Below are 19,975 nucleotides of genomic sequence, written 5' to 3' on the forward strand. Positions count from 1 at the left end.
GTTCCGGGGGCAAACATGGCGCCGGATCTTATCTTATGCGACGGGCCTATCCTGACGATGGACCCGTCGCGTCCGGAGGCGACGGCAGTTGCTATCAGGCAAGGGATCATCCAGACCGTGGGCGACACTGACGAGGTGTTGGCCTGTCGCGGGCGTGCAACGCGCGTTGTCCGGCTTGACGGGAAAGCGCTCGTCCCCGGTTTCGTGGCGTCCGGGATACGTCTGCCCGACGCCAGCGATGTTGACAAGCTGCAACGCTGGGCAACGGCCTATGCGCGAGCGGGCTTTACGACCGTCGATATCGCTGATCTGGGCACACGATGGGAAATCTATGATGCCCTTTTGCTTGTGATCGGTCGTCGTCATAGACTGCGCCTGCGCGGTGCGGTCCGTGACGGTCTGATGCCGGACTGGCCGGACGGAGTTCTGTCGCCCGGTAAAGGCAATGATCTGATTTGCATTGAAGCCGTGCGCCTGCGCCCCTCGGAAGAGGCGGCTCATCTGGTGCTGGCCCGTGCGCTCAAACGTCGTTCTGAAGGCTGGAATGTCGTTCTGGACTGTGTTTGTCCAGACGATCTGGAATGCGCGTTGCAAGTCGCCTCGCTGACACCGAACGGCGAGCTCGCGGGAATGCGTCTCTTGATGCCTTGGTCGATCGATGAAGAAAGGGAACACAGACTGACCGTCGCTGGATTGCATCTCGTGCCGACCTGGGGACCGGATCCGGCGGAGCGGTTGTCGGGTTCCGCTGACCAATCATTGGCAGCGATGCATTCGCTTACGGTGGAGATGGCGCATCTGGCCGGTGTGGAAGGCATTGCCGGCCAGATACGGTGCGGGTTGTACGCGGATTTCACGGTGTTGAATCGCTCTCCGTATTCGGTCGGCGAGGGACCGATAGAGGTTCTGGCAACGTGGGTCGAAGGGGTTCCGGTTCGGTTGGACGACAATCGTGCCTTGCGGACCGAGGATGATCTGGCGGCTGTCGGGGATTACTCGAAGCAGGCATTTCAACATGGAGGGATGCGTTGGAACTCCATATTCCAAAGCTGATCTATTTGATCAGCAAGAAGCCATCGCTCACGGCGGCGGAGTTCGCCGCCCGGTGGAGAGCGCATGGCGACCTTGCGACGAGAAATCCGCGGTGGAGGCACGTGGCGCTGTATTCACAATGCGATGTCGTTGATGATGTCCGTCACGACGGTGTTGGTGTGGTCTGGTACAAGAGCTTCGCGGCTCGTGCGGAGGGCCTGGCTGAGACCACATCGCAGCAGATAATGGAAGCCGACGAGCGGGAGATATTCTCTTCGCTGACCAGCGAGGTTTCATTCATCTCCGAGGAGCCTGCTGACTTCCAGCACCCGGATGCCAGGGCGAAAGTGTTTCGTTTTGTTTCGAAGGAGACGGAGTTCGGCGATTCCCGTGACGTCGGTTTGATGGGCGATAGCATTGCGTCGTCAATCCGCTGGGTGTGGAATACCGTGATCGACAAGGAGCCGGCGCTTCGTGGCCCTAGACTGTGGGCAGGCGTCGAGGAATGGAGTTTTCTCACGATCGATGAAGCCTTGGAAGCCCGCGACGTTCTCGTTCGATCGGGCGTAGAGCGGGATGGAGCGCAGGTCATGGCTGCTGTCGTAAACTGGCTCTATCCGAAGACGTTCGCATCCTGATCTCTTGGTATCTGGCAGCGAGAAAGCTGGACTGGGTAACAGGGGGCAAGTCAGCTTTACTGCCGACCGAGTGTTCACCTGGTGCACAGTTGCGAAATTGATGTCGCGTGGCTCTCGGCGGTTCTATTAACTTTCGTCAAAAAAAAGCAGGCGCCGAGGAACCTCCGCAGTGAGCGTGTTCGCAAAGCAAGGCCGAGCTTTCGAACTCGAATGGCCAGGGAGGAGAACCATGGCAAACGAACAATACGATCTTGTCGTTGTGGGAGCAGGTGTTGCCGGGATGGCAGCGGCGATCGTGGCGCATAACAAGGGTTTGCGTGTCGTCATCGTCGAAAAGACCGCCTATGTCGGTGGCACGACCGCCTTCTCGGGAGGCGTGAGTTGGGTGCCGAACAGCCGCCAGAACCGCGAACTGGGCGTGGAGGACAGCGTCGAACGTGCGACGCAATATCTCGACAACATACTTGGAAATCTGCCGGAGCGTGAAGCACGCATTGAGTATCTGAAACGCGGCCCCGAGGCCGTCGACTTTCTGGAGAGCGTCTCGCATCTGAAGTTTTTCGTGCGCCCAAGCAATTCTCCGGACTACTTTCCCGACGTGTCTGGCGCGGAAAAGCGTGGTCGGGCTCTGACACCGGTCAACTACGACGGACGATTGCTCGGCGAAAAGTTCCGGGACATTCGCCCCCCGCTTCCTGAACTATGCCTCTTTGGCACAGCGATGCTTGATGGCCCTGATCTCTACCACCTTCTGAATGCGCGGTCTTCCCTGCGGTCCGCGTGGCACTCGCTTGCTCTGGTTCTCCGTCACGCGCGAGACAGGATATTTTACAGAAGTTATGGCCGTGGAACCCGCCTGACGGGCGGCAATGCTGTGATTGGACGTCTCTACAAGTCCATCCTGGAGAGGGAAATACCGGTTCTCCTGAACTCGCCTCTGGTTGGGCTCCTCAAGGACGGCGACAGGGTGCGAGGCGTGGCGATACAGACCGAGAGCGGGCGGCTCGAAATCCGCGCGGAATGTGGCGTCGTTCTTGCGACCGGTGGCTTTCCATGGGGCGCCAAGCTGCGTGAGCACAACGCCAGTGAGGTCCCCGTGGGCTACTCGGCCACGAGCCGGGATAGCACCGGCGACGGCATCTCTATCGCGGTTGAAAATGGTGCCGAGCTCCTGACAAGCAATTCCGACGCTGCATTCTGGACTCCCGTCTCCATCGGAAAGCGCCGCGATGGGTCGCTTGCGCACTTTCCGCATCTTATGGCGGACAGGTCGAAGCCCGGCCTGATTGCGGTGAACGGGAACGGGAAGCGCTTTTACAACGAGTCGGAAAATTATCACGATTTTGTCCGCGCGATGATCGGTAGGTCGTCCGGGGACAACCGTCCTCCATTCCACCTCATTTGCGATCATACCTACATCACGAAATACGTCTTCGGCATGGTTGCGCCTTTGGCCAGCGCGCGCCGCCGGCATATCCGCTCGGGTTATCTCATCAATGCCCGGTCACTCGACGAACTTGCTTCGAAAATCGGCGTTGATGCGGCTGCCCTTAGCGGCACCCTGGAGCGCTACAACCGCGATGCCGCGCTAGGCACGGATACGGAATTCGGCAAGGGCTCATCAGCCTACAACAAGTATCTGGGCGACCCCTCCCACAAGCCGAACCCGTGCCTGGCGCCGATCGAGAGGGCGCCGTTCTATGCGATCAGAGTGTATCCCGGCGATATCGGGACGGCCTATGGCCTTTCGGTGGACCTGCAGTCCAGAGTTCTCGACGCAAGCGGCGGGCCGATCGACGGTCTCTATGCCTGCGGCAACGATCGCAACTCCATCATGGGCGGGATGTATCCGAGCGGCGGCATCACCGTCGGCCCGGCACTGACCTTTGCCTATCTCGCAGCGCTCGACGCAGCCGGTGTCAAATCGGCCCGCGTGGGCCAACCGCAATCGATCGCGAGCTGAGTTTTCCTCAGCGGCGTTCGTCTGAATTCTTAACCACGGCATATCGGGAGGAGCAGTCGTGAAGCTCAATCGTCGTACACTACTCAAGGCCTCGGCCGCTGGCGCGGCCTCATTCGCTTACGGACAATTCGCCATCGGCCAAACGAATGACCCCATCCGCATAGGCGTCATAACGAGCCTGAGCGGGCCGGGGGAACCGGCGTCTCGCAACATCAAACTCGGTATCGATATTGCGACGGCCCAGATCAATAAGGCAGGCGGAATAAACGGCCGGCCCATTGCCCTGGAAGTTCGCGATGACAAGGGCAACGTCGCGCAGGCCATTGCGATGGCCCGGGAACTGCTCGGCAGTGGAGTCAATCTGTTCACGGGCACATCTCAAAGCGCTGTGGCTCTGGCAATCGGTCCTGTCATGCAGCAGGAAAACGGCGTCATCGTGGGTTCCATTGCTGCATCCGACAAGATCAATCATCAAAATTTCAACCCGCACTACTTTCGCGCCAGTGAGACTCCGTTGGCGCGCTTCAACGGGCTTGCGCAGTTGGCGGCGCAGAGATTTCCGGACGCGACGCGTTGGTTCGGCATCCTTCCGGACTATGAATACGGACATGCGTCGTGGTCTATGTTCGTCGACGGACTGCTCAAATTCTATCCTAGCATTGCTGGGAAGCAGCCGGAGATCATTGACCCGATCGTCCACCCGTTCGGCACAGCGGATTTCCGGACCTACATCACCAATGCCATGCGGACGCAGTTCGACGGGTTCTTCATGGGGTCGTTCGGCAACGACTCGATCACCTTCTACCAACAGGCCCGGCCGTTCCGCTTCACGGAACGTGCAAAGGCCATTCTGGACGGTGGAAACGAGTTTGTTGTTTCGCGCGCTCTGGGAAAAAACAGCCCCTCCGTTTGGTCTGCCACTTACTGGTATCCCGGCAACAATCAGGGAATCGCGGCCAGCGACGCGCTTCTTGCGGACTACCAGGAGCTCAATGGCAGAATGCCGCCTGAAGGCGTCGTGGCAGAAGGCCATGCCGACATTCTACTTTTGGCCAAGGCAATCTCGGTGGCGAATTCCACCGAGACTGCTGCGGTGATGGCCGCAATGAAGGGGCTGGAGTGGGAGACGGCAACCGGAAAGCGACGCATCCGTGCCGAGGATAATCAGTCGATCCGCGATCCTGAATTCGTCTTCACCGTTCCTTCTAGTGATGGGTCCGGATTTACCGTGGCCGAAAGTGTGAAGTTGCCGGGCGACGCCCTGGCTGAACCTCCCTCGCCGGGGAAGGCGCTTGAACTGCGCAGGCCCGCATAGGCCGAGAAGCTGGCGGACTTGTCATTTCTCATTACTCGCTCGAATGCAACGGGCTTCCCGCTGGCCAATTGCGTCAGCGCGTCACCAGAGTTGGAAACAGATGATCTTTGATGCAGCGACGATAGCCTTCAATGCACTGTCGTGGGCGATGGCAACCTTCCTGGTTGCGTCGGGACTGACACTGATATTCGGCGTCCTTCACATCCTCAACTTTGCTCACGGCGGCTTTTTCATGCTGGGAGCCTATATCCTTTTTTCGCTCACGCAGGCCATGGGTGGCGAACTGTCGATGGGGGCATACATCCTCTTCAGCATCGGCATAGGCGTCATTGTCGCCATCCTGGGCCTGCTGGTGAACCTGTTGATCTTTCGTCGGCTTCGCGCGGTGGACGATGCCTACGTGCTCATCGCGACCTACGCGCTTCTGATCCTCGTGGAAGGCGCCGTGAAGCTGATCTGGGGTGTGGACACGGTTTCAATCATGCCGCCGATCGACCTGTCCGGAGCCGTATTCATCGGCTATCTCGTCATGCCCCACTATTCGTTGTTTGTGATCGCGTGTGGTCTCGTCGTCTTCGTCGGGCTGGAGTGGATGATGTTGCGCACCGCCTTTGGCAAGATGCTCAAGGCGGTCGCCATCGATCCCTGGATGTGCGGCCTTCTTGCCATCGACATCGAGAAGGTGCGTGCGGCCACGATCGTTATCGGCTTTGGCCTTGCCGGGTTGGCCGGCAGCCTGTTGGCGGCGAACCAGGGCATCGATCCGCGCATTGGCGGCGCATTCATCATCCAGGCATTCGGCGTTATCATCGTGGGTGGCATGGGCAGCATCCGCGGTGCCTTCTATGCGTCACTTCTCCTCGGCCTGATCGATTCGATAGGGACCGTTCTTGTTCCCGGCTTTCCCGGCCTCTTCTTCTATCTCGCCTTCGCAGGCATGATCCTCATGCGCCCCAAAGGCATTGTCAGCAGGGGGCTCGCGGCATGAACTCTCAAGGAAAAATCACGGTCTGGCCGTTTCTCGTCGGCTTTGTGCTGGTTCTGGTTGCCAGTCTCGCCCTGCCGGGCCTTGCCAATCGTGGCATTGTGTTCGTGGCGGGTGTCGTGATGATCGATATCGTCGTCGCCCTTGGCTTCAATTTCCTTCTTTCGACCGCGGGAATACTCAGTTTCGGCCAGGCCATGTTCATCATCGTCGGCGGATATGGCGCCGGCATTGTGATCAAGACCTTCACGGGGCTTTCGGTATTGCCGGCTCTGGCTGCCGCCGGCCTTCTGTCCGGGCTTCTTGCGGCGATCGTCGGTTTCATCGCTCTGCGCCGCGTCGAGGGGAGCTACTTCGCGGTGCTCACGCTCGCCCTTTCCACTCTCGTCTACCTGTCCATCGGAAAGATCGACCTGCTTGGCCGAGAGGACGGACTGACAGGCATCGGACGACCGGATCTCCAGCTCGGCTTCATGTCGGTATCGCTTACCGCCGGCGACCGCTTCTACTACCTGATCGTGATTGTCTGCATGATCCTGACGGCGATCATATGGCTTGTTACGAAAAGCCAATTCGGCCGTGCGGTAAGGGCGATCCGGCACGATCCGCAGCGTGCCGCCTTTCTCGGGATCAATGTCCAGGCTTTTCGCCTCATGGCCTTTGTCTTTGCCGGAACAACAACCGGCATCGCAAGCGCTCTGTTGGGACCCTGGACGCAGGTTCTCACGACCGATCTCGGTCACTGGGCGCAGTCGACGGAGCCGATCCTTCACGTATTGCTTGGCGGAGCCGGTTTCTTCTGGGGGCCGGCGTTGGGGGCCGTGGTGTTCGCGGCGCTTGCCTATATGACCCGCACGCTCATGGGGTTGAGCGAACTGGTGACCGGAGGATTGCTTCTCTTTGTGGTTCTTGCGTTTCCAGGCGGTCTTCTCGGAATTGCCAGTCGCATGATGGGTCGAACTCCGGAAGGACACGACAAATGAAATCGCCCTTGCTTGAAGCGACAGCACTCGAAAAATCCTATGGTCGGATTTCGGTTCTCAAGAATGTCGACCTGACCATCGATCGGGGAGAGGCCCACATCGTGATTGGCCCGAACGGCGCCGGCAAGACGACCTTGTTCAAGGTGCTGAGCGGCGAACTTTTCCCCGGAAGCGGCGCGATTCGGCTTGAAGGCCAGGACATCACAAATGTCCCGGACTGGCAGCGTGTTCGCATGGGAATAGGCCGCACGTTTCAGTCGGCACGGGTCTTCAGCGATCTGACGCCGTTCGAAAACATGATCGTTGCCGTCGAGGCAAGAGCGAGAACCAGGGGTGGTCTCCTGCAACTGCTGAGCATCAGGCCAAATGCCGAGAATCGCGATGCCGCCAGGGTCATTTTGCGTGACTTCCTGCTGGAGACGGTCGCCGACCGGCCAACCAGGACACTGTCACATGGCGACAAGAAGCGGCTGGAACTGGCGATGGCCGTTGCGGGGAAGCCACGGATCCTGATGCTCGATGAGCCGACAGCCGGAATGGCGCCGGCCGATCGACACAAGTGCATAGAGCTGATCGGTAGGCTGCTCGCGAAGGGCGACTTTTCCTTGTTGTTGACCGAGCACGACATGGAGGTCGTGTTTGGCCTCGCCACCCGTATCACCGTCCTGAACTATGGCGAGGTCATCGCAAGCGGTGCTCCCCAGGACATTCGTTCCAACGCCCGTGTGCGCGAAGTGTATCTAGGCCATGAACTCGCAACTGCTTGAAGTCAAAGAATGCGACGCCTTCTATGGCGAAAGCCACATCCTGCATTCCATCTCGATGGAAATCGAGGAAGGCAGCGGCGTCGCTCTGCTGGGTCGCAACGGTGCTGGCAAGTCCACGCTTTTCAAGAGCATTCTCGGCGCCGGCCCGACCGTCACGGGGGATATCCGCCTTCGAGGACGATCCATCATGCACGCGGCGGTGCATGAAAGGGCTCTATCCGGCCTCAGCCTCGTGCCCGAGGATCGACGGATATTTCCGCATATCAGTGTCGAAGAGAACCTGAGATTTGCCCAGCGGGCGACCCGTAAGGGTGAGACGGCCTTGGACATAGCGGAAGTGGTGGAGAGGTTCCCGATGCTCGGCGGCCTTTTGGATCGACGGGGCTATCAGTTGAGCGGAGGTCAGCAACAGATGCTGGCCGTTGCCAGGGGGCTTGTCCCGCGGCCCCTGCTGTTGCTGCTCGATGAGCCTGCCGAGGGGCTTGCTCCTCTGGTCGTCCAGGAGCTCTCGGAGCAGATCGCCCGGATCCGCAAGCGGGAACATGTCGGCCTGCTGCTGGCCGAGCAGAATGTCGGCTTTGCGCGGCAGTGTACCGAGTTCGTCTACATTATCGACAGCGGCCGGATCGTATTCCGGGGCGACTGGTCGTCCTTCGATGCCGATGCCGAACTCGTCAATCGATACCTGGCTGTTTAAGATTCCACACGAGAGGGACAGATCATGGCACAGAAGCTCGGGAAGCCTGAAGACACGATGAAACTCGATCCCGAGATCAGCGAAGCCTTTGTCCGGATCGTCCTTTCACCGGACGAAGTTTTGCATGCGATCGAAACCCCACGGGACATTGATCTTGTGCGCCGCCAGAACGACGAGAGAACGAAAGCTTTGCTTGAAGGCGTCAAAAGGGCAGGGGTGACGACCGAGACATTCGAAGTGGAGACGCCCGACGGTGCAAGGCTTGCGCTACGAGTGCATCGACCGTTGGTGCGACAAGCCGACGGCCCACTTCCCTGCCTTTACTACCTCCACCCCGGTGGAATGATCGCCGGCACGCCGGAAGGCGATGACGTCCAGCTTGTTCCATTGGTGCGGGAACTTGGATGCGTGGGCACGTCTTTGGCCTACCGGCTCGCGCCGGAACACCCGGCTCCGGTCGGTGCTGAAGATTGCTATATGGGCCTGAAATGGGTCCTGACGAATGCCAGCGTGCTTGGTGTCAATTCTTCCCTCATCGCGATCGCCGGAGTCCGCGGCGGCGGCGGGATGGCCGCATCGTGCACGCTTGCTGCTGTCAGGGATGGCATTGCCCCGCGTTTTCTGCTTTTGCGATATCCGCAATTGGACGATCGGCACCTCACGCCGTCTTCCCGCGTTTCATGGCCGGTATGGCCACACGAGGTCAGCGTTGGCGCCTGGAAGGCGATCCTGGGAGATCGCTATGGAACGGATGAGGTCACGCCTTACGAAGCGCCGGGCCGGGCCGTGGACATGAAAGGGATGCCGCCCACCTATATCGACGTCGGAGCGATGGATACGTTTCGGGACGACTGCATAGATTTCGCCGGGCGCCTGCTGGCGGCTGGGGTTCCGACCGAACTCCATGTCTATCCGGGGTGCTGTCACGGCTTCGATCTGTTGGTGCCGGATGCCGCGGTTTCGCTCACTGCAGGGCAATTGGCCATCGGTGCGCTCCGGAAGGCATGGGAGCAATCATGATGATCGAGAACCTTCAATCCGAGCGGTCGATCACGTGCCAGAAAGATGCCTACAAAGACGTTCGTGCGTTGTCGCGCGGGCTGTCGATCATCGAAGCCCTTGGCACATTAGGCTGGGTGAAACTTGGGGCGCTCAGCGCCTATACCGGCATTGATCGCACGACTGTCTACCGGCTCGTCAACACTCTCGCCGAGGCTGGTTATGTCACCCGCCGAGAAGGAGATGGCGCGGTCAATCTGTCCTGGAAACTTCTACAGATTACCGGGAACCTGCGTGGCGACGATCTCACCGGCCAGATCGTCATGCGGCATCTGGCTCAGTTGACCGAAGTGATCAAGTGGCCGAGCGACTTCGCCACCCTGACAGGCGGCGGTGTCCATATCGCCGTCTCGACCCATAACATGAGCCCGATGAGCATGCACCGGGGAATGATTGGCCGCAAGCGACCACTGCTACGCTCGGCCCTCGGCAAAGCTATTTTGAGTGCAATGTCGCCGGACGAATTACGTCAGACACTGGACATCACCCAACGGCTCGATACGGAGGATGCGCAGGACGCCCGTTCGACCTTCCTGCTGGAACGGATGACCCGCGAGCTACGGGAACTGGGCTACGCATCTGCCGTGGGCACAACGGAAGCCAAGTTCAGTGCGATCGCCTTACCCGTTTGCCCGGGAGGCAGCGTCATTGGCGCGGTCAATATCGTTTTCTTCAGAAGCGCGCTCACGCCGGCTGAAGCCGCTGAGCGCTATCTTGATCGTTTCCGTGAATGTGTCTGCGCGATCGAGGCGGAAATCACCGAAGCGATATCGAATGTGGTCACCTAGGCCGAACCGGAAACTCGGCCGGCGGCCGCAAGCTGAACTCGGGTCACGTGTTTTAGCCGATAATGGGATGAGGAATCGATGGAACGCGACTTTGATGTTGTTGTCATTGGTGGCGGAGGCGCGGGACTTTCCGCGGCCCTGGCTGCCGCCGAGAATAGTGCGCGAACTCTTCTTGTTGATGCTGCCGGCAAGCTTGGCGGATCAACGGCTCTGTCAGGTGGGGTTTTTTATGCTGCTGGCACGGCAATCCAGCAAGCGAATGGTGTTAGCGATACAGCGGAGGCTATGTATCACCATTACATGACGCTCAATCGTCATGCCGTTTCGCCTCCGCTCGTCAAGAAGCTCTGCAACGAGGCCAATTCGACCCTCGAATGGCTGATCTCCCTCGGTGTCCGCTACACAGACGACGGGCTCTACTTTTCCGGTTGCGACGAAGTTCCCAGAGGTCATCGCCCGATCGGAGCCGGAGCGGAGATCATCGAGAGGCTGGAAGGGGCTCTCAGTCAGCATGGTGTCGATATCGCGCTCGCCACACGGATCACCGGTTTGGTCGTCAACGAGGACGGAATGATCGGCGGCGTGCAGATTGGCGATGACACTGTGACCGCTTCGGCAGTGGTTCTGGCCACCGGCGGTTTTGGTGCGAACCCCCAGATGCTGTCTTTTTATTTTCCTGACCATAGGATGGGTGGAGACTACTTATGGTATGTCGGAGCGGACACATCCCAAGGTGACGGTATCAAGATGGGCGTCTCAGCAGGCGCACGTGTCGTCGGTTTCAATCGCGGCCAATTGACCGTCACCCACGGTTTCGCGCGCGACAATGAGGTTGAGCAGCCGGGATGGCTGGTTCACATCAACCGGGAGGGGCAGCGGTTTGTGAACGAAACGCTGTCCTATGCCGTGCTGGCTGATCGCGTGAAGCAGCAGACCCAGCACGAATGCTTCTCGATCTTCGACGAGGCCGCACGCCTCTCGCTCGAGAGAGCGAACCCGCGCCAGCCATGCTGGCAGAAGGACCTGCTTTTGCAGTATCTGCAGGAAGGCTATCTGGTCCGTGCGGGCAGTCTCGCCGAACTGGCCGAGCGAATGGAAATCCCGGTTACCGCGTTCGAGGCAACTTTCGCTCAGTACAACGCGGAGTGCGCTGCCGGAGAGGATCGGCAGTTCTTCAAGGGTGCAGAGCACCTGCGTGCGATGATTTCGCCACCTTTTTATGCTGCACGGATGAAGCCGGGAATCCTCGGCCTGACGCTTACCGGCCTGCAAATCGACGACCAGGCGCGCGTGCTGGATGTGCAGGGGTGCGTGATACCGGGCCTGTTCGCGGCGGGTGAGACAACGGGGGGCGTGATAGGCGAAATCTATACTGCCAGCGGCAACTCCATCGCCAATGCGATCATCTTCGGGAGAACCGCGGGCAGGTCTGCGGCTGCATTGTCCCATCGCCCTTGACCTAGCCGTCATTGAGGCACCTCAAGCCACGCCCCGACGCCGCAATGCGGGCGAGAGGCGAGCCGCACAACTGGAAGCCTGTTGCTGATCCCGTGATGCCGCATGTCGGCGGCTTCGCTCTGGGAAACAGCCTTTCAGCCCTCAGCAGGAAATCTGTACCATGCTAGAGAGAGCCTGTTTTCCAGTACCGCCCCCGGCGTCGGCAACACCGTGATCTACCGGCCATCGACCGGCAGAGCGGCCGCGAGGTCATGGGCGTCGTGCGCTGTTCTCATCGTGGGTTCGTCACGAAGAAGCTCGCCTTGCGGCTCAAATTTCCTTCGACAAGGTCGCCTTGAGCTTGTGGTCGACGTCGACAATCGCATCCAACGCCGGCACCAGCTCCTGACCGAGCGCCGTCAGGGCATATTCCACCGAAGGCGGCTTTGTCGGCTGGATGGTGCGTATAACGACGCCGCGGCTTTCCAGCTCTCGAAGCCGCTGCGAAAGTACCTTGGCCGAAATCGGTGGTATATCGAGACGCAGTTCGTTGAATCGCCTGGGACTGGCGCGCAGGTGCCAGATCACGTTGGGCGCCCATGCTCCCGCAATGATCGTCATGCACTCATCAGAGCGCATGTTTCCGGCGGCTGGGTACTCCGGTTCTTGCGGACCTTCAGGCTCATGCTATCGACCGGTTACTCCGTGGATACTCGAATATGAAGTAACCAATGGAAACTTGGTTGGCAAGGGTAACTTCGCTCAATAGGGTCCGGCCATCGCCACTAACAACGAGGTTTCCATGCGGCTCTATTTCAAACCCGGCGCTTGTTCGCTGTCGTCTCGGATCGTGTTGAACGAACTCGGCCTGACCTTCGATGCCGAGCGCGTCGATACCGAAGCCGGTCTGACCGAGACCGGCGCAGACTATCGCGCCGTCAACCCCAAGGGCTATGTGCCAGCCCTCGAACTGGACGATGGCATCATCCTTACCGAGAACCCGGCGATCCTTCAGTTCCTCGCCGATACCCACGCCGAAGCGGGACTCGCACCTGCCTGCGGCACTCTGGAGCGTGCGCGCCTGCACGAATGGCTCAATTTCACGTCGTCCGAACTGCACAAGGCATTCAGTCCCTATTTTCGCGGGCACCCGCTGAAAGGGGCGGAGAAGGAGCAGGTCGAGGAACGTCTTGTCCAATGCGTAGGAGACGTGGCGCGCGGCCTTGCCGATGGCAGGGACTTCATCCTCGGGGACGGCTTCACCGTGGCGGATGCCTATCTGTTCGTCGTCCTGAACTGGTCGGGCTTTGTCGGTCTTGACCTCGCCCGGTGGCCGCAGTCGCAGCCTATGTGACGCGTATCGCAGCCCGGCCGTCCGTTCGCGACGCCATGCGTCAGGAAGGGCTTCTTGCCGATGAGACCGCAGCATGACGACGGCTCTGAACGACATCTGCAATGTCCTTCAGGACTATTTCGATGCGCTCTATTTCTGTGATGTGGACAAACTTCAGGGCGTCTTCCACCCCCGGGCGATCTACGCCACCGCCGACGAGACGCCGCTGCTCTATCGCACCATGGAGGAATATGTGCCGGTCGTCGCCGCCCGCCAGTCGCCGGTCTCTCGCAGCGAGGCCCGGCGCGATCATATCGACGCTGTCGATCTGGCCGGCGACAATACCGCGGTCGCCCGCTTGCGCTGCTCGATCGGCCAGCGCGATTTCGTCGATTTCCTGACCCTGGTGCGCACCGATGGCAGGTGGCGGATCATCGCCAAGGTCTTTCAGATCATCGAACGCTAGCCATAGGAGCGACAGGCATGCCGTATGTGAACATCAAGATCACGCGCGAAGGCGCGACACCGGAACAGAAGGCCAAGCTCATCAAGGGCGTGATCGCCCTGTTGGTGGACGTACTGGACAAGAACCCCGCGATCACCTTCGTCGTCATCGACGAGGTGGACTTGGAAGATTGGGGCGTCGGCGGTCTTCCCGTCGCGGAATACCGGAAGGCCATCAGCAAGCCATCGTGAGTTTTCGATGCTTTGCAAGCGGCCATAGTCCTCAAGGTGGGGGTGGTTCGGATCAACGTCCCGCCTCCTTGGGCGACAGGCTGATGCGAAGCGCAGGACGACCCTGCCAGGCTGCAACGCCGCACTGTCACCTATTTCCGGTTATGACGGTCCCAGGACTTCATGTCCGGCTCCCCCGTGGCAGGGTCAACGGGGAAGGACGCATGCTCGTGCACCACGCGCCACTTGCCATCGATCAGCGACCACACGTCCGTGACCCTCATCTGCATATCGACGGGCTCAGTTCCCCGCATCTCCACGGCATAGCGCATGATCGCCCAGGTCATAGCCGATGTCGCGGAGAGCTGCGTCACGCTGATATGCTCGTACTCGCAGGTCGCGTGTCCGATCGTCCGTTCGAAGGATTCCGCCGCATTGGCGCGCAACCGCGCGACATCGATGAGGCAGTCGCCAAGGAAATCCATCAGGATCACCGATGGATCGTCGTGGAACATTGCCGCAAGTCCCTCGACGTCCCCGCGCTGGACCGCGAGCGCCGCGTCGGTCATCACGGCGCGGATCTGAACGTCAACATCATTTCCCATTATCTGCTTCCCTTTGATTAGAATGCACCTGCCTGCGATTTCGTGCGGCTAGGTCGCTTGCTTGCCTGATCTTGCCGCCAGCTAAAAGGTCGTTCATATCCGTCGATCAGCGCCGCGCTTGCGACGGGCTGTGCGCAGCGACACCATGTGCGGTGACGGCAGCGAATGCGGCATCGAGCAGATCGTGTATCGGCCCGTCGGGCTCGCGGCTAAAATGCGCCAGCGCCACATCGAGGCAGGCGAAGGCGGCATGAACCAGCGTGTCCGCTTCGAGGCGATGGCGCGCGCCGCCGCCGAGCCGCCTTGCCACCTCCGGTGCGAGGTCTTCCCCCCACGCGATATGCTTTTCCAGACTATGCGCTCGCAGGCTCGCCGTGCTGTTGACCACGCGCATGGTCCGGGCCGCCGTATCGGGGTCTCTTTCTACATTGTCGGCGAGCACATCGAACGCCCGCCGCAGCGAAAGCCAGACGCCTTCGTCCTGCGGCCGGACGATCAGCGCCTCGGTAACTCTCGGCCCGAAGGCGGCATGGCTTCCGACCACCACGTCTTCCTTGGTCGGGAAGTAGCGGAAGAAACTGCGACGGGAGATACCTGAAGCGGCGGCGATGTCGTCGACCGTTACGCCGTCGAACCCCTTTTGGTCGAACAGCGCGAGCGCGCGGGCGGCGATCGACGCCGAGACCGCGTCATTCTTGAGTTCTTTCAGAGAGGGAGCGCTTGTCATGTTCACGATCTTGCACAAAATGTTGATATTGACACTGCGTGCCATGTATGACCTATTGTGCACATATCGCCAACAGACGTCAAGGAAACATCATGCAGCTTCGCAAGCTTGGAATAGAGGGGCCGGAGGTATCGGCCATCGGATATGGGGCGATGGGGATTTCCATGGCCTACGGGCCGGACACCGTGAACGACGGGGTGGCGACGATCCGCCGTGCCCATGATCTCGGCGTGACCTTCTTCGACACCGCCGAGATGTACGGTTGGGGCGAGAATGAACGCATCGTCGGCGAGGCGCTGGCGCCGGTCCGCGACGCGGTGGTCATCGCCACCAAGTTCGGCTGGACGCGCGAGCTTGGCTACGACAGCCGGCCCGATCACATCCGCGATGTGCTCGACGCCAGCCTGAGCAATCTCGGCGTCGACCATATCGATGTGTTCTACCAGCACCGGGTCGATCCGAACGTGCCGATCGAGGACGTGGCGGGCACGGTGAAGGAATTCATCGACGCCGGGAAGGTCAGCCACTTCGGCTTGAGCGAGGCCGGCCCCGAAACGATCCGTCGCGCCCATGCCGTGCAGCCGGTGGCGATGCTCCAGACCGAGTATTCGCTATTCGAGCGCGACGTGGAGCAGTTGTTCCCGCTCCTCAGGGAACTCGGGATCGGGCTGGTTCCCTATTCGCCGCTGGGGCGGGGTTTCCTGACGGGCACGGCAAAGCCCGCCGAACAGTATGACGAGACCGACATGCGGCGTTACGATCCGCGCTGGCAGCCCGGCGCGTTCGAACGCAATGTCGAGGCCGTGCGCCAGCTTGAACAGTTCGCGGCCGAGCGCGGCGCCACCGTGGCGCAGCTCGCGCTCGCCTGGGTGCTCGCGCAGGGCGACGACATCGTGCCCATTCCCGGCACCCGCAGCATCGCGCGCCTCGAGGAAAACATCTCGGCAGCAGACCTCTCTCTGACCGCGGCCGATCTTGAGCGAATTGCCGAGATCCTGCCCGCCGGCGGCTTCGGCGCCCGCTACCTCGACAACTTCATGCCCGAATGGCGCTGACGGATACGCCAACCCAATCGCCTGGGTGACGACCCCATTGAACAAGGAATATCGATGAGCAGAATTGCAACGACATTCGGACCGCGAACGACCGCCGACGAGGTGGTGGGTGGCCGCGACCTTTCAGGGCTTCGCGCGATCGTCACGGGCGCGGCCTCCGGCATCGGCGTCGAGACCGCGCGATCACTCGTCCGCGCCGGCGCGGAGGTGACGATCGCGGTGCGCAACATCGACGCCGGCGAGCGTGTCGCCGACGAGATCGCCGCCAGCACCGGCACGGCCCGCCCGGAGGTCGTCGCCCTCGATCTCGCCGACCAGTCCAGCGTGCGCGCTTTCGCTGACGCATGGTCGGGGCCGCTGCATCTGCTCATCAACAATGCCGGCGTGATGGCGATCCCCGACTTGCAGCGCACGCCCGACGGCTGGGAGATGCAGTTCGCGACCAATCATCTCGGCCATTTCGCGCTGGCGCTCGGCCTGCACGACGCGTTGAAAGCGGCAGGGGGTGCGCGTATCGTTTCGGTCGCCTCTAGCGGCCACCACGCCTCGCCGGTCATGTTCGACGACATCCATTACCGGGACCGGCCTTATGATCCATGGAGCGCCTACGGCCAGTCCAAAACCGCAAACGTTCTTTTCGCCGTAGAGGCGACGCGGCGCTGGTCGGGCGACGGCATTTTTGCCAACGCGCTGATGCCGGGCGGCATCATGACCAACCTCCAGAAATACGTCCCCGAGGAAGTCCGCGCCGAATGGGCGAAGGTGCCTGCCAACAAGACGCCCGAACAGGGCGCCTCGACCACGCTCGTCGCGGCCCTTGCCCCTGAGTTCGAGGGTATCGGCGGACGCTATCTGGAGGACTGCAACGAGGCCGAACTGATCGAGGACGACGCCGAGAGCCATCATCGCGGCGTGCGCCGCTGGGCGCTCGATCCGGCTGCGGCGACCCGTCTCTGGGACGCGTCCCTCGACATGATCGGCCCGCGCTAGACGCAGGCGAACCGAACCCGCCGGCCGTCATGGCGACAGCCGGCCAGACATCATGAACCCAGCCACAACAAGGAGAACCGAATGGCCATGAGGATACCGAAACCTTCCATCGCAGCATTCATGACGGCGCTGATCCTTGCGCCCGTGCCGGGCGCGTTCGCGCAGGAACTGCCCAATGTCAGTCATATGGATTTCAAGGGGCGGTTCCTCGTCGCCATCTCCGATGCCGACATGGTGGCATCGGCCTACAGCGATGGCCGCCTTGGACCCGAACAGGGGCAGGATACGCTCTCGGTCATCCGGCTGGACAGGCCGCCGTCACAATGGCGTGCATCGAGCGTTCCGGTCGGCAATTCGGTCGTCGGTCCCCCGACAGCAATGACGCTCACGCCGGACGGACGTTATGCGATCGTGGTCGAAACGCGCGGACCCCGTCCCGCCGACAAGGCCGATGGCATGATGACCGATCTGCCCAATTCCCGGAAAATCTCGGTGGTAGATCTCGGCGATCCCGACAATCCGACCGTGATCCAAACGCTGGAAGGCTTTGCGCAACCCTCGACCGTCTCGATCAACGCCGGCGGCAATCTCGTCGCCATCACTTATGCGCTTGGCGGCGACGGCCGCGAAACACCGCTGGCGCTCTACCGCTTCGAGAACGGCCAGCTCTCCTTGCTGTCGACACCGGCTATACCAGACTGGACGCCCGGCGACCTTTTGATCGATGCCAGCTTACACCCGCAATCGAACATTCTCGCGCTGACGAACTGGACGCGCCCCGAACTGACGCTGGTCGAGGTCGTCGGCGAAGGCGAGGCGACGCGGGTGGAGCGCTGGGGAAACTCCATCGCGCTCGACTGGTATCCCTTCACATCGAAGTTCACGCCGGACGGCCGCCATGTGCTGTCGAATTCGATCTATGCGGGTCTGGGGACGCAGGCGCCCAAGCATGGCACCATCACCAGCGTCCGCCTCGATATGAGGCGCGACGCGGATGGCGCGCCGCGCCACAGTTTTGTCTCGCGGGCCCAGGTCGGCGCGATTCCCGAGGGGCTGGCGATCAGCCCGGACGGGAAATGGGTGGCGACCGCCAACCTCGAACGCAGCTCCGCGCCGCATGACTCGCCCGAGCAAGGCTTCTTCTCCTCGCTCAGCCTGCTGAGGATCGATGCCGAAAGCGGGCATCTGACGACGGTCGGAACCCATGCCTATGACGGCATTCTCCCGGAGTCGGTGGTGTTCGACAATTCGAGCCGCTTCGTCGCCGCAACCACCTTCGATCAATATGACGGCCGGTCGCCGGGCGGCTCGATCGACTTCTGGCGCATCTCCGGCGATCACGCCAACGCCGACCGGATCGAGCTTGTCAAGACCAGCTACACCGTGCCGGTGACGCGCGGCGCGCACGTTCTCAGCATCGTTCAGTAGTCGGATGGCGAAGATCGGAATTGGAGAAGACATGTCGCAAGAAACGCATCACTCAGGAGCCCGGATCAGCCGTCGCTCCGCCCTCCTGCTGGCGACCGCCGGCACCGCTGGAATAGCCATCGCTCCGGTGGAACGTTCCTTCGCGCAAACGTCGGACGCAGCGCCCGCCGGCGGCGCGGTGGACGACCGGGATTTCGCTCCCGGCTGGCGTCACTACACCATCGGAAACGCACGCCTGACCTGCCTGCTCGATGGTGTTGCCATCGCCGACGACTTCGATCCGATCTTCGGGCCGGATCAGGATCGGGAAGCGATGCGTGAATTGATGCGAGCCAATGCGCTGCCGGACGATCGGTTCGGAAGCTGCTTCATGCCTGTGGCCGTCGAGATCGGGGACCAGCTCGTCGTCGTCGACGCCGGGTTTGGCGCATCGGGGCGCGCGAACGGCACTGGCCTGATGCCGGAACGCCTCGAAGCGTCGGGATACCGCCGCGAGGACGTCGACCTCGTCTTGTTCACCCATCTTCACGGAGACCACATCCTCGGCGTGTCGGACGACGGAGTACCCGTTTTCCCCAACGCCTCCTATGCGCTGGGCCGGGTCGAGATGAACTACTGGGAAACCGAAGCAAGTGGTGATCGCGCGGAGCTTGTCGCCCGACTGTTTGGCCCTTTGCGCGACCGAACACGTCTCCTTGACGGTGGAGAGGAGGTCATGCCGGGGCTGACGGCGCGGGCGACCTTCGGGCATACCCCGGGCATGTTGGCCTTCGAGCTCGACGGGGGCAACGACCAGCGGCTGCTCATCACCGGGGACGTCTTCCACAGCCCTGTCGCTTCGTTCCAGCGGCCGGAATGGCGGGTGCCGTTCGATGAGGATCACGAGGCCGCAGTCGCGACACGACGCCGGGTGGCGCAGCAACTGGCGGAGACCGGCATGCCGTTCACCGCATATCATCTCCCGTTCCCCGGTGTCGGTTACGTGCAGCGTGACGGCGACAACTACCGCTTTGTACCGGAAAGCTATCAGTTGGCGCTGAACAGGAGATAGGCCGTTCATCCGGCCACGCTCGATGGCCATGGGGACAATGCCTTGGCCGACCCGGCCAGGGCGCAATGCCGGCAGTGCCGGATTTCCGTTCTGCTTCAAGGGTCTCGGTGATAAGGATCGGCTCCGCCCTGAAAGTCATGCCTGCCGACCCGTCGGTGCCCTCAGATCGCTCGTGACGTCAAAATGGCACGATCGGTTTGCGCCGCCCGGTTCAAGGAGATCGTCGGCAAGGCGCAGCCGACCATCTGACGCAATGGCGAATGCCTATGCGGTAGGCGTGATCCGAGGCAATCCTGACATGAAAATCGGCGCGGTGGCCGAATCCGTCGGATACCGGTCCGAGAGTTCGTTCAGAGAGGCGTTTCACAAGGTGATGAAGCACCTTCTCGATAGTATCGGGAGAAAAACATGGGGGCAACTTGGTAGAGACTGAGGACTGCGAGCCCA

Annotated in this window: 21 protein-coding genes; 18 read left to right on the plus strand and 3 right to left on the minus strand. The window is 61.1% G+C overall.

Annotation, left to right across the window (positions count from 1 at the left end; genetic code table 11):
- Positions 1-15 precede the first annotated feature (15 nt).
- The 11 genes from ACIQUH_RS11065 (at position 16) to ACIQUH_RS11115 (ending at position 11,685) form a co-directional block, all read left to right on the plus strand.
- Entirely contained in the window at positions 16-1,053 is a 1,038-nt protein-coding gene (locus ACIQUH_RS11065; protein ID WP_400814794.1) for a hypothetical protein, read from the plus strand.
- Entirely contained in the window at positions 1,029-1,670 is a 642-nt protein-coding gene (locus ACIQUH_RS11070; RefSeq protein WP_400814796.1) for a hypothetical protein, read from the plus strand. Before ACIQUH_RS11065 ends, ACIQUH_RS11070 begins: the two co-directional genes overlap by 25 nt.
- Positions 1,671-1,899: 229 nt before the next feature.
- Positions 1,900-3,633, plus strand: a complete 1,734-nt coding sequence (locus tag ACIQUH_RS11075; RefSeq protein ID WP_400814798.1) for an FAD-dependent oxidoreductase — start codon at positions 1,900-1,902, stop codon at positions 3,631-3,633.
- Between the two features lie 58 nt (positions 3,634-3,691).
- Entirely contained in the window at positions 3,692-4,948 is a 1,257-nt protein-coding gene (locus tag ACIQUH_RS11080; protein WP_400814800.1) for an ABC transporter substrate-binding protein, read from the plus strand.
- 100 nt (positions 4,949-5,048) lie between these two features.
- Positions 5,049-5,936 carry a branched-chain amino acid ABC transporter permease gene (locus ACIQUH_RS11085; protein ID WP_400814802.1) on the plus strand — a complete coding sequence of 296 codons (888 nt, stop codon included), beginning with the start codon at positions 5,049-5,051 and terminating at the stop codon, positions 5,934-5,936.
- Complete coding sequence (locus ACIQUH_RS11090; protein WP_400814804.1) at positions 5,933-6,916, plus strand: branched-chain amino acid ABC transporter permease; 984 nt, start codon at positions 5,933-5,935, stop codon at positions 6,914-6,916. The genes ACIQUH_RS11085 and ACIQUH_RS11090 overlap by 4 nt, the downstream gene beginning before the upstream one ends.
- A complete protein-coding gene (locus ACIQUH_RS11095; protein ID WP_400814806.1) occupies positions 6,913-7,683 on the plus strand; it encodes an ABC transporter ATP-binding protein in 771 nt (256 codons plus the stop codon). The genes ACIQUH_RS11090 and ACIQUH_RS11095 overlap by 4 nt, the downstream gene beginning before the upstream one ends.
- Positions 7,664-8,380, plus strand: coding sequence for an ABC transporter ATP-binding protein (locus tag ACIQUH_RS11100; protein ID WP_400814808.1), 717 nt, complete (start codon positions 7,664-7,666; stop codon positions 8,378-8,380). The genes ACIQUH_RS11095 and ACIQUH_RS11100 overlap by 20 nt, the downstream gene beginning before the upstream one ends.
- A 24-nt stretch (positions 8,381-8,404) precedes the next feature.
- Complete coding sequence (locus ACIQUH_RS11105) at positions 8,405-9,400, plus strand: alpha/beta hydrolase (protein ID WP_400814810.1); 996 nt, start codon at positions 8,405-8,407, stop codon at positions 9,398-9,400.
- Positions 9,397-10,227 carry a helix-turn-helix domain-containing protein gene (locus ACIQUH_RS11110; RefSeq protein WP_400814812.1) on the plus strand — a complete coding sequence of 277 codons (831 nt, stop codon included), beginning with the start codon at positions 9,397-9,399 and terminating at the stop codon, positions 10,225-10,227. The genes ACIQUH_RS11105 and ACIQUH_RS11110 overlap by 4 nt, the downstream gene beginning before the upstream one ends.
- 78 nt (positions 10,228-10,305) lie before the next feature.
- On the plus strand, positions 10,306-11,685 hold the full coding sequence (locus ACIQUH_RS11115) for an FAD-dependent oxidoreductase (protein ID WP_400814814.1): 1,380 nt from the start codon (positions 10,306-10,308) through the stop codon (positions 11,683-11,685).
- A gap of 309 nt (positions 11,686-11,994) precedes the next feature.
- Here ACIQUH_RS11115 and ACIQUH_RS11120 read toward each other — a convergent pair whose 3' ends face one another.
- Positions 11,995-12,285: a winged helix-turn-helix transcriptional regulator gene (locus tag ACIQUH_RS11120; protein ID WP_400814817.1), complete on the minus strand. Its 291-nt coding sequence runs from the start codon at positions 12,283-12,285 to the stop codon at positions 11,995-11,997.
- Between the two features lie 181 nt (positions 12,286-12,466).
- Between ACIQUH_RS11120 and ACIQUH_RS11125 the strand changes: the two genes are divergently transcribed.
- From ACIQUH_RS11125 to ACIQUH_RS11135, 3 genes are all read left to right on the plus strand, one after another.
- Positions 12,467-13,018, plus strand: coding sequence for a glutathione S-transferase C-terminal domain-containing protein (locus tag ACIQUH_RS11125; protein WP_400814819.1), 552 nt, complete (start codon positions 12,467-12,469; stop codon positions 13,016-13,018).
- A 73-nt stretch (positions 13,019-13,091) separates the two neighbouring features.
- Positions 13,092-13,463 carry a nuclear transport factor 2 family protein gene (locus ACIQUH_RS11130; RefSeq protein WP_400814821.1) on the plus strand — a complete coding sequence of 124 codons (372 nt, stop codon included), beginning with the start codon at positions 13,092-13,094 and terminating at the stop codon, positions 13,461-13,463.
- A 17-nt stretch (positions 13,464-13,480) separates the two neighbouring features.
- A complete protein-coding gene (locus ACIQUH_RS11135) occupies positions 13,481-13,693 on the plus strand; it encodes a 4-oxalocrotonate tautomerase family protein (RefSeq protein WP_400814823.1) in 213 nt (70 codons plus the stop codon).
- Positions 13,694-13,824: 131 nt separating this feature from the next.
- Here ACIQUH_RS11135 and ACIQUH_RS11140 read toward each other — a convergent pair whose 3' ends face one another.
- Together ACIQUH_RS11140 and ACIQUH_RS11145 are read right to left on the minus strand one after the other, a co-directional pair.
- Positions 13,825-14,277, minus strand: coding sequence for a YybH family protein (locus ACIQUH_RS11140; protein ID WP_400814826.1), 453 nt, complete (start codon positions 14,275-14,277; stop codon positions 13,825-13,827).
- A 106-nt stretch (positions 14,278-14,383) separates the two neighbouring features.
- Positions 14,384-15,049 carry a TetR family transcriptional regulator gene (locus ACIQUH_RS11145; RefSeq protein ID WP_400814828.1) on the minus strand — a complete coding sequence of 222 codons (666 nt, stop codon included), beginning with the start codon at positions 15,047-15,049 and terminating at the stop codon, positions 14,384-14,386.
- Between the two features lie 47 nt (positions 15,050-15,096).
- Here ACIQUH_RS11145 and ACIQUH_RS11150 point away from each other — a divergent pair, with 47 nt between their 5' ends.
- The 4 genes from ACIQUH_RS11150 (at position 15,097) to ACIQUH_RS11165 (ending at position 19,528) form a co-directional block, all read left to right on the plus strand.
- On the plus strand, positions 15,097-16,059 hold the full coding sequence (locus ACIQUH_RS11150; protein WP_400814830.1) for an aldo/keto reductase: 963 nt from the start codon (positions 15,097-15,099) through the stop codon (positions 16,057-16,059).
- A 54-nt stretch (positions 16,060-16,113) separates the two neighbouring features.
- Positions 16,114-17,049 (plus strand): SDR family NAD(P)-dependent oxidoreductase, encoded by a 936-nt coding sequence (locus ACIQUH_RS11155; RefSeq protein WP_400814832.1) that lies wholly within the window; start codon positions 16,114-16,116, stop codon positions 17,047-17,049.
- A gap of 81 nt (positions 17,050-17,130) precedes the next feature.
- Entirely contained in the window at positions 17,131-18,477 is a 1,347-nt protein-coding gene (locus ACIQUH_RS11160) for a hypothetical protein (RefSeq protein WP_400814834.1), read from the plus strand.
- 31 nt (positions 18,478-18,508) lie between these two features.
- Positions 18,509-19,528, plus strand: coding sequence for an MBL fold metallo-hydrolase (locus ACIQUH_RS11165; protein WP_400814836.1), 1,020 nt, complete (start codon positions 18,509-18,511; stop codon positions 19,526-19,528).
- Positions 19,529-19,975 lie beyond the last annotated feature (447 nt).

This window comes from Agrobacterium sp. NPDC090283 (assembly GCF_044769685.1).
Lineage (GTDB): Bacteria > Pseudomonadota > Alphaproteobacteria > Rhizobiales > Rhizobiaceae > Agrobacterium.